At 42.2% G+C, this 13,796-nt stretch carries 9 protein-coding genes and 7 tRNA genes; all 16 read left to right on the top strand.

Annotated elements, in window-relative coordinates; translation table 11 throughout:
• Positions 1-180: 180 nt before the first annotated feature.
• The 16 genes from recA (at position 181) to BCU91_RS08055 (ending at position 13,790) form a co-directional block, all read left to right on the top strand.
• Positions 181-1,245 carry a recombinase RecA gene (gene recA / locus BCU91_RS08130; protein WP_102531252.1) on the top strand — a complete coding sequence of 355 codons (1,065 nt, stop codon included), beginning with the start codon at positions 181-183 and terminating at the stop codon, positions 1,243-1,245.
• A gap of 411 nt (positions 1,246-1,656) precedes the next feature.
• Positions 1,657-4,281, top strand: a complete 2,625-nt coding sequence (gene alaS, locus BCU91_RS08125) for an alanine--tRNA ligase (protein ID WP_102438090.1) — start codon at positions 1,657-1,659, stop codon at positions 4,279-4,281.
• A gap of 415 nt (positions 4,282-4,696) precedes the next feature.
• Positions 4,697-4,900, top strand: a complete 204-nt coding sequence (gene csrA / locus BCU91_RS08120; protein WP_076542996.1) for a carbon storage regulator CsrA — start codon at positions 4,697-4,699, stop codon at positions 4,898-4,900.
• 227 nt (positions 4,901-5,127) lie between these two features.
• Positions 5,128-5,219, top strand: a tRNA-Ser gene (locus BCU91_RS08115).
• Positions 5,220-5,240: 21 nt separating this feature from the next.
• Positions 5,241-5,317: transfer RNA gene (locus tag BCU91_RS08110), tRNA-Arg, on the top strand.
• Between the two features lie 32 nt (positions 5,318-5,349).
• Positions 5,350-5,426: transfer RNA gene (locus tag BCU91_RS08105), tRNA-Arg, on the top strand.
• Between the two features lie 33 nt (positions 5,427-5,459).
• Positions 5,460-5,536 (top strand) — tRNA-Arg (locus BCU91_RS08100).
• Between the two features lie 21 nt (positions 5,537-5,557).
• Positions 5,558-5,634, top strand: a tRNA-Arg gene (locus tag BCU91_RS08095).
• Positions 5,635-5,640: 6 nt separating this feature from the next.
• Positions 5,641-5,732: transfer RNA gene (locus tag BCU91_RS08090), tRNA-Ser, on the top strand.
• Between the two features lie 69 nt (positions 5,733-5,801).
• Positions 5,802-5,878, top strand: a tRNA-Arg gene (locus tag BCU91_RS08085).
• Positions 5,879-6,637: 759 nt separating this feature from the next.
• Positions 6,638-6,886 (top strand): OadG family transporter subunit, encoded by a 249-nt coding sequence (locus BCU91_RS08080; RefSeq protein WP_076542995.1) that lies wholly within the window; start codon positions 6,638-6,640, stop codon positions 6,884-6,886.
• Positions 6,887-6,903: 17 nt separating this feature from the next.
• Positions 6,904-8,691 carry a sodium-extruding oxaloacetate decarboxylase subunit alpha gene (gene oadA / locus BCU91_RS08075; RefSeq protein WP_102438092.1) on the top strand — a complete coding sequence of 596 codons (1,788 nt, stop codon included), beginning with the start codon at positions 6,904-6,906 and terminating at the stop codon, positions 8,689-8,691.
• An 8-nt stretch (positions 8,692-8,699) separates the two neighbouring features.
• Complete coding sequence (locus BCU91_RS08070; protein WP_102438094.1) at positions 8,700-9,830, top strand: sodium ion-translocating decarboxylase subunit beta; 1,131 nt, start codon at positions 8,700-8,702, stop codon at positions 9,828-9,830.
• 683 nt (positions 9,831-10,513) lie between these two features.
• Entirely contained in the window at positions 10,514-11,830 is a 1,317-nt protein-coding gene (locus BCU91_RS08065) for a CmpA/NrtA family ABC transporter substrate-binding protein (RefSeq protein ID WP_227006757.1), read from the top strand.
• A 170-nt stretch (positions 11,831-12,000) separates the two neighbouring features.
• Positions 12,001-12,909: an ABC transporter permease gene (locus BCU91_RS08060; RefSeq protein ID WP_241904053.1), complete on the top strand. Its 909-nt coding sequence runs from the start codon at positions 12,001-12,003 to the stop codon at positions 12,907-12,909.
• A gap of 38 nt (positions 12,910-12,947) precedes the next feature.
• A complete protein-coding gene (locus tag BCU91_RS08055) occupies positions 12,948-13,790 on the top strand; it encodes an ABC transporter ATP-binding protein (protein ID WP_102438100.1) in 843 nt (280 codons plus the stop codon).
• Positions 13,791-13,796 lie beyond the last annotated feature (6 nt).

Raw genomic sequence — 13,796 nt, 5'->3', positions numbered from 1 at the left:
TTATAAGGTATTGATATTTATATTGAAAAACCTTGTTTATTAGTGGTTTTGCAATTTTTTTTTGAGTAACTATTGATACTGTATGATTATACAGTATACTGAGCTCATATTAAGAAACAGACAAATTTATTCGTTATCAATCTCGCCAATGAGATGAGTTCGCTTAGAGGGATAATCACAATGAAAGCAGATCCAAATAAAGAGAAAGCACTGAATGCCGTGTTAGGTCAAATTGAGAAGCAATTTGGTAAAGGTTCAATCATGAAGTTGGGCGCAGACCGCACAATGGATGTTGAAACCATTTCTACTGGCTCACTTTCATTGGATGTTGCCTTGGGTGCTGGTGGTTTACCTATGGGGCGAATCGTAGAAATCTACGGTCCTGAGTCATCAGGTAAAACAACCTTAACCTTAGAAGTGATTGCAGCAGCACAGCGTCAAGGTAAAACCTGTGCGTTTATCGATGCTGAGCATGCTCTTGATCCTATCTATGCTAAAAACCTTGGTGTTGATATTGATAACCTACTTTGTTCGCAACCAGATACGGGTGAACAAGCACTAGAGATTTGTGATGCCTTAACTCGCTCTGGCGCCGTTGATGTGATCATTGTCGATTCAGTGGCGGCATTAACACCAAAAGCTGAAATTGAAGGTGAAATTGGTGACTCACACATGGGCCTTGCTGCTCGTATGATGAGCCAAGCAATGCGTAAACTTGCTGGTAACCTTAAGCAATCAAACACGCTATTGATTTTCATTAACCAAATTCGTATGAAAATTGGTGTGATGTTCGGTAACCCAGAAACTACAACAGGTGGTAATGCACTTAAGTTTTACGCCTCAGTGCGTTTGGATATTCGCCGTACAGGTGCAATCAAAGATGGCGATCAGGTGGTTGGTAACGAAACCCGAGTTAAAGTGGTTAAAAACAAAATTGCAGCGCCATTTAGGCAAGCTGAATTCCAAATCTTGTACGGTAAGGGTATTAACCGTACTGGTGAGCTAGTTGATTTAGGTGTGACGCATAAGCTTGTTGAAAAAGCTGGTGCTTGGTATAGCTACAAAGGCGGCAAGATTGGTCAAGGCCGTGCAAATGCCGGTAAGTACCTAATTGAAAACCCTGCTGCGGCTGAAGAGATCGAAACTGCATTACGTGAATTATTGCTTAGTAAAGATAAAGAAAAAGATGCCGCCCCTGCTAAACCCGATGAAAACATCGATTTAGAAACCGGTGAAGTGTTTTAAGCCTTTGCTAGGTATTAGTAGTTAGAATTATTAAATCGCGGTGAGCTATATGCTCGCCGCTTTTTTTTATCCAATTTTGCTCAGTATGTAACTCATATCTGTCAGAGGCTATATTTTGCTGTTACGCTAATGAAGCTTAACAGCGCCTATCAATTAGCTTTATAGCCACTCTTGTTAGCCGTTTTGTTAGCTGTTTTAGTTGCGGTAATTTTTTGATTACCCATAAATATGGCTATATTGCACAATCAATCAAATATTCGATGATCAAAATCGTTAAATTCCAGCCTAAAATAGCCAATCTATTGCCCTAGAATGTCGCACCTATAGTTTGTTTAAGTATATAATGTTGGCAATTTAGCGCTGACTAACAGCTTCCTGATAAATACGATTTATCCATTTTAGGGCGATTTCATGTTTCAAACTACCGCAGAACTAAGAAGTGCTTTCCTAGAGTTTTTTCGTCACAACGAACATCAAGTTGTCGATAGTAGCTCTTTAGTACCTCACAATGACCCAACTTTACTATTCACCAATGCCGGTATGAATCAGTTTAAAGACTGTTTTTTAGGTCAAGAAAAGCGTAGCTATACCCGAGCGACAACATCGCAACGCTGTGTACGTGCTGGTGGTAAACATAACGACCTTGATAATGTAGGTTACACCGCTCGTCACCATACCTTCTTTGAAATGTTAGGTAACTTCAGTTTTGGTGATTACTTCAAAGAAGAAGCCATTAGCTATGCATGGCGCTTTTTAACTGAAACATTAAAGCTTCCAACCGAGCGTTTATGCGTCACCATCTATGAAACTGATGATGAAGCGTTTGATATCTGGACTAACAAAATTGGTGTCGCCCCTGAAAATATTATCCGCATTGGTGATAATAAAGGTGCACCTTATGCGTCTGATAACTTCTGGCAAATGGGTGACACAGGTCCTTGTGGCCCATGTTCTGAAATATTTTATGATCATGGCGAGCATATCTGGGGCGGTCGCCCTGGTACTCCAGAAGAAGATGGCGATCGTTTCATTGAAATCTGGAATATCGTATTCATGCAATACAACCGTCAAGCTGACGGCGAAATGAAGCCATTACCAAAACCTTCTGTTGATACTGGTATGGGTATTGAGCGTATTGCTGCGATTATGCAAGGCGTACATTCAAACTATGAAATCGATATTTTCAAACAGCTTATTGCTAAAACGGCTGAAATCATTGGTGTCCAAGATTTAGAAAATAAATCTTTACGGGTTATTGCCGATCATATTCGCTCTTGTGCATTTTTAATTGCTGACGGTGTAATGCCGTCAAATGAAGGCCGCGGCTATGTACTACGCCGTATTATTCGCCGCGCAGTGCGTCATGGTAACAAGCTTGGCGCGACAGATACCTTCTTCTACAAATTAGTGCCAACATTAATTGAAGTGATGGGCGATGCAGCTAAAGGCCTTGTTGATGCTAAAGCAATTGTTGAAAAGTCTTTAAAAGCCGAAGAAGAGCAGTTTGCTAGAACGCTAGAGCGTGGCCTAGGTATTTTAGATGCAGCCCTTAATGCACTTGAAGCTAATATTTTAGATGGTGAAACAGCATTTAAACTTTATGACACCTATGGCTTCCCTGTCGACTTAACCGCGGATGTATGTCGTGAGCGTGATATCACCGTTGATGAAGCAGGATTTGAAGCGGCAATGGCTGAGCAGCGCAGCCGAGCACAAGCGGCTGGCAATTTTGGCACTGATTACAATGCAGGCCTTAAAATTGAAGGTGAAACCGAGTTTTGCGGTTATAGCGAGCTAAATGGTCAAGGTAAAATTACAGCTATATATGTAGAAGGTAATGCAGTTGATTCATTAACGGCAGATCAAGAAGCGGTCATTGTATTAGATAATACGCCGTTTTACGCTGAGTCTGGCGGTCAAGTTGGCGACAAAGGCCATTTAACAGTTAATGATGCTAATTTTGCTGTGACCGATACTCAAATTTTTGGTCAAGCTTTCGGTCATCAAGGCAAGTTAGTTGCTGGTGTTTTAAATGTTGGTGATAGCGTTAGCGCTGAAGTCGATAAAAAACTTCGTCATCGTACTCAGCTTAACCATTCAGTGACCCATTTATTACATGCAGCACTACGTAATGTACTGGGTAGCCATGTAAATCAAAAAGGGTCATTAGTTAACCCTGAGCGTTTACGTTTTGACTTTGCTCACTTTGAAGCGGTCACCGCAGCAGAACTTAAGCAAGTTGAAGACATGGTTAATACTCAAATTCGTCGTAACCATGAATTAAAAACTGCGGTTATGGGGATTGATGAAGCCAAAGAGCAGGGCGCAATGGCGTTGTTTGGCGAAAAGTATGACAGCGAAGTGCGTGTGGTTACCATGGGTGACTTCTCTATCGAGCTTTGTGGTGGTACTCATGTTGGCCGTACTGGTGATATTGGTTTATTCAAAATCACTTCAGAAGGTGGTATTGCAGCAGGTATTCGCCGTATTGAAGCGGTAACGGGTGCCGCAGCAATGGCTTATGTTGCTGAGCAGCAATCTCAACTTGAACAAGCGGCAAGTTTGCTTAAGTCAGATTCAGCCTCTGTTGTAGCGAAATTAAAAGCACAGCTTGATAAAGTAAAATCCCTTGAGAAAGAAATGTCGCAGCTAAAAGATAAGTTAGCTGCAGCAGCCAGTGCCGATATTGCTGGTGAAGCTGTTGAGATGAACGGCATCAAGGTATTAGTTAAAAAGCTTGAAGGTGTGGACCCTAAATCTTTACGAGGCTTGCAAGATGAGCTGAAGCAAAAGTTACCGTCATCAATTATCGTGCTCGGTATTGCTGGCGATGCAAAGGTTAACTTGATTGCTGGTGTGAGCAAAGATCTTGTCGGTAAGGTTAAAGCTGGTGAACTTGTGGCTATGGTAGCACAGCAGGTTGGCGGTAAAGGTGGTGGGCGCCCTGATATGGCCCAAGCTGGCGGAACACAACCAGAGAACTTAGATGCAGCATTAGCCTTAGTTCAACCATGGCTCAGCGAACGTTTAGGCTAACTGACAACTTAAGCCATAAGGTGTTTACGGCATTTTATGGCTTGAGTATTAGGTTGAGCTTTGAGATAGTGGTTCGGCAAGCTTATAAAGCATTCTTAGGTATCATTTTTTACGCTTTTTTGACTCAAGCTACTATAATTCTAAATTGAAGCAACTTTTATGCTTTTTTTGTACGCATAAGCAGCAATTTATTAAATTACCTGTTTTGCTTTTGTTTAAAGAATAGCCTTTAAATGTTATCAACTTGAAATAATCAGGCCGCAGGAATACGTTTTTTCTTTTTTTTGGGGTAAAAAGCTTAAAAGTTTTATTGATTTAGTGTCGTCACTAATGATTTGTATTAAGCTAACATTATTAAACGCGCATATTACGGATAGAAGCTGGTGTATGCTGATTGGACTAAAGGAGCAATCGAATGCTGATTTTGACTCGCCGTGTTGGCGAAACATTAATGATAGGTGATGAAGTGACTGTTACTGTACTAGGTGTAAAAGGTAACCAAGTACGTATCGGTGTGAATGCACCTAAAGAAGTATCAGTTCATCGCGAAGAAATTTATCAACGTATCCAGTCTGAAAAATCTGGCAACGTTACACCTGAAGATGGTGGCAATTTCTGATATATCAGACATTGTTTGCGATTTACCAATAAAGCCAGCGAAAGCTGGCTTTATTGTTTTTAGACTATTTAAGATTGTTTGCTAAAAAAAATACAAATTTTTTTAAATGAATTGATGATAATTGTGGCTTAACTCATCAATGTGCTCAAAAACAGTTCAAATGAATATAAGATGCTGAAAAAGGTTTGACTTATTTTCGGCAAACAGTAATATGTGCGCCAAGAAACGGAGAGGTGGCCGAGTGGCCGAAGGCGCTCCCCTGCTAAGGGAGTATGGGCTTTAACTCCCATCGAGGGTTCGAATCCCTCCCTCTCCGCCATTTCTTAAAATAGTAAACGATGCGGATGTAGCTCAGCTGGATAGAGTACCTGGCTACGAACCAGGCGGTCGGAGGTTCGAATCCTCCCATCCGCACCATTTTCTATTGTTGTGTTTAAATTTTTTAATGAGCGGATGTAGCTCAGCTGGATAGAGTACCTGGCTACGAACCAGGCGGTCGGAGGTTCGAATCCTCCCATCCGCACCATTAAATAATTTAAAAGCTGTAAATTTTATATATGCGGATGTAGCTCAGCTGGATAGAGTACCTGGCTACGAACCAGGCGGTCGGAGGTTCGAATCCTCCCATCCGCACCATATAAAATAGTACCTAATTATGCGGATGTAGCTCAGCTGGATAGAGTACCTGGCTACGAACCAGGCGGTCGGAGGTTCGAATCCTCCCATCCGCACCATAATTCGGAGAGGTGGCCGAGTGGCCGAAGGCGCTCCCCTGCTAAGGGAGTATGGGCTTTAACTCCCATCGAGGGTTCGAATCCCTCCCTCTCCGCCATTATTTGCATATTTTAAATATGCAACTAAGCTCAATTAGCACTGAGTAAAGATTGGCAGTAAAAATTTTGCGGATGTAGCTCAGCTGGATAGAGTACCTGGCTACGAACCAGGCGGTCGGAGGTTCGAATCCTCCCATCCGCACCAGTATTAGAAAAAGCCCTGTAGTTATCTACAGGGCTTTTTTTATGCCTAAAATCCAGTCAGTCATATAAAGTGACTTTAAGTTTTCCTGCCAATATACCTACTTCACACTCACTCAAATGTCGCTAACCTGCTTTAGATCTTAAGTCAAAATGAACCACATCAAAATTTGGATAAATCCTTCAGTCATGCTGGTTAGTACGTTCACTCTAGTTGATTAATTGTACTTAGCTTGGTTAATTAGTTTTGTATGCTTTTATTTTAACTACAACTTGATGATGAGCCATAAATTACAAAAACCACTACATATTTATGCTAAATAGAGCATCTGCACAATTTTGGTGAATATAGCTGTTCTTATTTCTGATATCTCTTTTTATATAGATCTTGTCATGACCTTATCATTTTCCTGATAAAGTAATCAAAAATGAAGATTCTTCATTATATGTGAACTATTTTTATCGAATTATCACCAAGGTGGGCTTAATCTTATTAATTTTGGTCTGACCAATTTACAAGGTGTTGGATTAATTGTTATAGATTGGTTATATTTTTCGTCGGTAAAAAATCACAGGGTAGTTTAATCGCTGAACTGGTGGATTTTAATGGAATAAAAACAGCTTATGCTGAATGAATAATTATTCCTTTTGTTGATGCCGCATCGTTTTGGTGCAATTTATTCAGCAGACGTTATTGACGTGTAAACATTGGAACTGATCCTGTGGGCAATTTTTAATTGCACATAATGACAAGAGAGGGTTTATGACATCATCAATATCCGAGCAATTATTGGATGCCTTGGGCATGATGATAATGGGGATGAGCTTAGTTTTTATATTTTTAAGCATATTAATTATCGGCATTAATCTTGTAGCTAGATTATGTCAGTCAGACATTCAGCCTGTTGTTGCTAATGCGCCTACACCTGTACCCGCAGCTGCGACATCAATTGATCCTAAGTTAATAGCAGCTATCACTTCTGCTATTCACCAGTATCGTGCCAAAGATTAAATCGTTTAGGAGTTATCATGAGCAAGCCTTTAGCGTTAACAGATGTAGTATTACGAGACGCCCATCAATCTATTTTAGCCACGCGGTTACGTTTAGACGATATGTTACCTATTGCACCTTTACTGGATAAAATTGGTTTTTGGTCTTTAGAGTCTTGGGGCGGTGCTACGTTTGATTCTTGTATTCGTTATTTAGGCGAAGACCCTTGGGATCGTATCAGAGAGCTGAAAAAGGCGATGCCAAATACACCACAGCAAATGCTATTGCGTGGTCAGAATTTATTAGGCTATCGTCATTACGCCGATGATGTGGTGACCCGCTTTGTTGAGCGTGCCCATACCAATGGTGTTGATGTTTTCAGAATTTTCGATGCCATGAATGATGTGCGTAACTTAGAAACTGCGGTTAAAGCAGTTAAGCAAGTCGGCGGTCATGCACAAGGTACGATTTCATTTACTAGTAGCCCAGTTCATAACGTGGATACTTGGGTTGATATGGCTAAAAACCTAGAAGACATGGGCTGTGACTCACTGTGCATCAAGGATATGGCAGGCTTACTTAAGCCAATGCAAGCTTATGACCTTATCAGCCGTTTAAAATCTCAAACTGACTTAACCGTTTCTATGCATTGTCATGCTACAACGGGTTTAAGTACTGCAACCTATCAAAAAGCCATTGAGGCTGGTGTTGATATTCTTGATACCGCGATTTCAACCATGAGCCAAACCTATGGCCATTCAGCTACTGAAACATTAGTTGCTATGGCAGAAGACTCGGGCCGCGCCACGGGTTACGACATGGCAGCATTAGAAGAAATTGCCGCTTACTTTAGAGAAGTACGTAAGAAATATGCCCGTTTTGAAGGGGCGCTTAAAGGCATTGATTCACGTATTCTTCGTGCACAAGTGCCAGGTGGCATGTTAACTAACATGGAAAACCAGCTCAAAGAGCAGGGCGCTGCAGATAAAATGGATGAGGTGTTAGAAGAGATCCCTCGTGTGCGTGAAGATCTTGGCTTTTTGCCATTGGTTACACCAACCTCGCAAATTGTCGGCACCCAGTCAGTGATTAATGTCTTAATGGGCGAGCGTTATAAAACCTTAGCTAAAGAAACCGAAGGTGTACTGAAAGGCGAATACGGTGCAACGCCGGCTCCGGTTAATGCCGAGCTGCAAGCACGGGTATTAAATGGCGCAGAGGCTATTACTTGTCGCCCTGCAGATTTAATTGAACCTGAATTAGATAAGCTTCGCAGCGAGCTTGCTGACATCGCTAAGAAAGACGGTATTACATTAGCCGCAGAAACTGATGATGATGTAATGACCTATGCCCTATTTAATCAAATTGGTCTTAAGTTCCTGACTAATCGCGGTAACCCAGATGCCTTTGAGCCAGTGCCAAGTGCTGATGATATGGCCGTGCCTGCGGCTAAAGCTGAAAAAGGCGCTGAAACCTACACTGTTAATGTGCAAGGACAAAGCTTTGTGGTTGAGGTAAGCGAAGGAGGCGATATCAGCCAGATCGTGCCGACATCAGCAGCACCTGCTGCCGTTGCTCCAACTGTTGCTGCTGCACCTGTGAGCGATGAAGTGAAAGCCACCATGAATGCACCGCTGTCGGGTAATATTTTTAAAGTATTGGTAAACGATGGCGATCACGTCAATGAAGGTGATGTGGTGTTAATCCTTGAAGCAATGAAAATGGAAACTGAAGTGCGCGCAGCAATAACAGGTTTCATCAAAAATATTTCAGTTAAGCAAGGTGATGCCGTTTCGGTTGGTTCACCATTGTTAGCATTAGCGTAGGAGATAGCATGGAAGGATTACTGGCCTTTTGGTCTGAGACAGGCATTGCTAACTTCGCTCTTGATCAATTATTTATGATGGCAATAGGCGGTTTATTACTGTATCTCGCAATAGCAAAAGGCTTCGAGCCATTACTATTATTGCCTATTGGGTTTGGTGCCATACTGGCGAATATTCCAAATGCGGGTTTCACTGAAGAAGGCGGCTTACTTTGGTACGCCTACCATGTGGGCATTGAGACCGGCATATTTCCATTACTGATTTTCATGGGCGTGGGGGCATTAACCGATTTTGGTGCATTAATCGCTAACCCAAAAACCTTATTGTTGGGCGCTGCAGCCCAATTCGGGATATTTGCGACTTTATTAGGTGCAATTGCTCTTAATGTGGTGCCGGGTTTTGAGTTCAGCATGACTGACGCCGCAGCCATTGCGATTATTGGTGGTGCAGATGGTCCAACTGCGATTTTCTTAGCCTCAAAACTAGCCCCTGATTTATTAGGTGCGATTGCTGTTGCAGCTTATTCATACATGGCATTAGTGCCGTTAATTCAGCCGCCAATTATGCGTCTATTAACCAATGAGTCAGAGCGTAGCATCAAAATGGAGCAGCTACGTGAAGTCAGTAAGAAAGAGAAAATTATCTTTCCCTTGATGGTTGTCGGTCTAACGATTTTGTTCCTACCAGCGGCGTCGCCTTTAGTGGGCATGTTCTGTTTAGGTAACTTAATGCGTGAGTCTGGCGTGGTTGATAGACTATCTTCTACCGCGCAAAACGAGCTTATCAATATTGTGACTATCTTTTTAGGTTTAGCTGTAGGCTCTAAATTACAGGCAGAACAGTTCTTACGCATTGAAACCTTGGGTATTCTTATTTTAGGTGCCGTGGCATTTAGTATTGGTACTGCTTCAGGGGTATTAATGGCGAAGTTCATGTCTAAGCTATCTGGTGGCAAAGTTAACCCATTGATTGGCGCAGCAGGAGTTTCTGCAGTGCCGATGGCGGCGCGCGTTGTTAACAAGGTAGGTCTTGAAGCTAATAACCAAAACTTCTTGCTGATGCATGCTATGGGGCCAAACGTGGCTGGTGTATTAGGTAGTGCTGTTGCTGCAGGTGTACTACTTGCGGTATTAGGCTAACCAGAGTTGTTTCAACAAGAGTAACCATCAGCTAATGCGTCTCAATTAGCTTAAGTTAGTGATTCAGATTAGTTACTCGCATTAGTTGCTAAATAAAAGCCACTTAATCACCAGATTAAGTGGCTTTTTTATATCGGTAGCTCAATTTCATTTGCTTATCTATCGGTTTAGTTATCGACACAGCCATGACTTAATCATTTACTCTGCGACTAACACAATCACAATCACAATCACAATCACAATCACATACGCAATCACCTACACAGTCAGCAACTAAACCCCAAGTTCCGGTGCTAGTCTAAAGTTAAATGCTGCCCAAAAAAGTGCAACAGTATTTTATCTTGCACCGTTATGGACGCTTAGGGGCAATAGGTTTTTCAGTTGCAAACACATTTAATCATTTATAACAGAGGTTTACATTTATGGCATGGTTACTGAATGGACTATGACAACAATACTCGTCATTGAGACTATTTATTGGTTTAATCTGCAGTTTGTTGAATATTTATGCAGAGCGACAAGATGGAACACATTAACGATAAAGCAAAGGCGCTTTAATTATTCCTTAGGGATAATTAAAGCGCCTTTTTTGTTTTAAGTCATTTTAAACTTAAAAGGGATAAACGATGAACTGGAAAACGTCTTTTAAACAGCTTGCGGTCGCGCTAAGTATTGGTGCAGCGATGCAAGTTAATGTTGCCACTGCAGAAGTAGGCTTTCCTGAAAAAGAAGAGCTGACATTTGGTTTTATTAAACTGACCGATATGGCGCCTATCGCTATCGCTTATGAAAATGGTTATTTCGAAGAAGAAGGCTTATACGTCACCATCGAAGCTCAAGCTAACTGGAAAGTGTTACTGGACGGCGTGATTGATGGCCGCTTAGATGGGGCGCATATGCTAGCAGGTCAGCCTATTGCAGCCACGATTGGTTATGGTACCAAAGCCCATATCATTACGCCTTTTTCAATGGATTTAAATGGTAATGCTATTACTGTATCCAATGATATTTGGGCGCAAATGAAGCCTAACATCGCTAAAAATGCTGATGGTAAACCGGTTCATCCCATTAAAGCAGACTCGCTCAAACCTGTGGTAGATAAATATAACGAGCAAGGTAAGCCCTTTAAAATGGGCATGGTATTTCCAGTCTCTACCCACAACTATGAACTACGTTATTGGTTAGCCGCTGGTGGTATTCACCCCGGTTTTTATGCGCCTCACAAAGGTGATACTTCAGGGCAACTTGACGCTGAAGCTTACTTATCTGTTACGCCGCCACCACAAATGCCATCAACCCTTGAAGCTGGCACTATCTATGGCTACTGCGTTGGTGAGCCTTGGAACCAACAAGCGGTATTTAAAGGCATCGGGGTGCCAGTGGTTACCGATTATGAAATTTGGAAAGATAACCCTGAAAAAGTATTTGGTATTACTGCAGAATTTGCTGAAAAGTATCCAAACACCACTATTCGCTTAACTAGAGCATTAATTAAAGCGGCTAAATGGTTAGACGAAAACAACAATGCTAACCGCCCAGCAGCTGTGAAAATCTTATCTCAATCTAACTATGTTGGCGCTGATTACGATGTGATTGCCAATAGCATGACGGGCACCTTTGAATATGAGAAAGGTGATAAGCGCGCGGTGCCTGATTTCAACGTGTTCTTTCGTTATAACGCAACCTACCCATATTACTCAGATGCGATTTGGTACTTAACCCAAATGCGTCGTTGGGGACAGATTTCAGATGATAAGCCTGATACTTGGTACAAAGAGATAGCTGCCAAGGTTTACCGTCCAGATATCTATGCCAAAGCGGCGCAATCGTTAATTGATGATAAAAGTATTGATGCCAAACACTTCCCTGACTTTGCTACTGAAACGGGCTTTAAAAAGCCGCAGCAACATTTTATTGATGACATTGTGTATGACGGTAGTGCACCGAATGCCTATATCAACAAGTTCAGTATCGGATTAAAACAAGGCGACAAACTGTAAGCCTGAGCTTAAGTACTTTATCTCGAGTTTTATGTCGAGTTTGATTCAGATTTTATGCAAGTAAGAGCTATCGAAGTGAGGATAGACCTATGACAACCATTGCAAGATTAGCGCAGAGACTCCCTATGGATAAGTCGGCTGTAACTTCGTTGTTAGCCAAATCAGCGGCAATGAGCAAAGCATTATTATTACCGCTCATCGGTATTACCGTGTTTTTGGTTATTTGGTCAATTACAGCCAATAATATTAATACATCCCTAGGTAAGTTTCCTGGTCCTGTGGCTGTTATAGGTCAGTTCGATGGGCTTTACCAAGAGCATAATGCCGAGCGAGAAAAGGCGGTGGCTTTTTATGAGCGCCAACAAGTTCGCAATAATGCAAGGCTGGCTGCCGATCCCAGTTATCAAGCGAAAACCAGAACGTATACCGGTAAGGAAACCTTCTTCGATCAGATAGTGACCTCACTTATCACGGTTATGTCTGGGTTTATACTAGCCGCCATTATTGCTATCCCCATGGGGATCTGGATGGGGTTAAGTAAAACCGTTAATGCAGCGGTTAATCCGATAGTGCAAATATTCAAACCTGTGTCACCACTGGCATGGTTGCCGTTGGTGACCATGGTGGTGAGCGCGTTATATGTGTCACCAGATCCTATGTTCTCTAAATCATTTATCAACTCCATGTTAACCGTCACCCTCTGTAGTCTGTGGCCGATGGTCATCAATACCTCAATAGGGGTGGCATCCATTGATTCTGACTTACTCAATGTCAGCCGGGTGCTGCGCTTATCACCGTTAACCCACGTACAAAAAATCGTGCTACCAGCATCAATACCACTGATTTTTACTGGCATGCGTTTATCCCTAGGAGTGGCATGGATGGTGTTAATTGCCGCAGAAATGTTGGCGCAAAACCCTGGGCTTGGAAAGTTTGTTTGGGATGAGTTCCAAAACGGCAGTTCAGAATCTCTGTCACGAATAATGGCGGCAGTGATTGTGATTGGCTTTATTGGCTTTTTGTTAGACCGTGGCGTACTGGCACTACAGCGTTGGTTCTCTTGGGATAAAAGTCACTAACTGGTTGAAGAGTTCGTTGAGGAATAAGGATAAATCTTATGAGTGTATTTTTAGATATTAGTAATATCGACATGGACTTCCCAACCCCAAATGGGCCGTTTAAGGCGCTAAAGGAAGTCAATTTAAAAATTAATAAAGGCGAGTTTGTCTCGCTTATTGGTCACTCGGGGTGTGGTAAATCAACCGTACTCAATATTGTGGCGGGGCTATATCAAGCCACTAAAGGTGGGGTGATTTTAAATAGTACTGAAGTCTCAGAGCCCGGCCCTGAGCGAGCTGTGGTGTTTCAAAACCACTCTTTATTGCCTTGGTTAACCTCATATCAAAATGTGGAATTAGCAGTAAAGCAGGTGTTTAAAGGCACTAAGTCAAAAGCTGAAATGAAGCAATGGATTGAATACAACCTGAGCCTAGTGCATATGGATCATGCGATGCACAAACTGCCCAGTGAAATATCAGGCGGCATGAAACAACGAGTGGGCATCGCCAGAGCCTTGGCAATGGAACCTGAAGTGCTATTGATGGATGAGCCTTTTGGGGCGCTCGATGCTTTGACCCGAGCCCATATGCAAGACTCGCTGATGGAAATTCAACTGGAGCTTAATAATACCGTCATCATGATCACCCATGACGTGGATGAAGCGGTATTGCTGTCAGACAACATTGTGATGATGACCAATGGCCCAGAAGCAACCGTGGGTGAAATTCTTGCAGTTGATTTACCCCGCCCAAGAGATCGTCTGGCGCTAGCAGAAGATCCTGAATACAACCGTTTGCGGGCCGAAGTACTGAAGTTTCTTTATGAGAAACAGCGCAAAGTTGAGCCTATTAATATTAGTAAGTCATTAACTACATCAGATGAACAGGCTGAAGCGGTTTAACACTGA

The sequence above is a fragment of the Shewanella sp. 10N.286.52.B9 genome, from assembly GCF_002873635.1.
Classification (GTDB): domain Bacteria; phylum Pseudomonadota; class Gammaproteobacteria; order Enterobacterales; family Shewanellaceae; genus Shewanella.
This window is presented reverse-complemented; position numbering and strand designations above follow the sequence as displayed.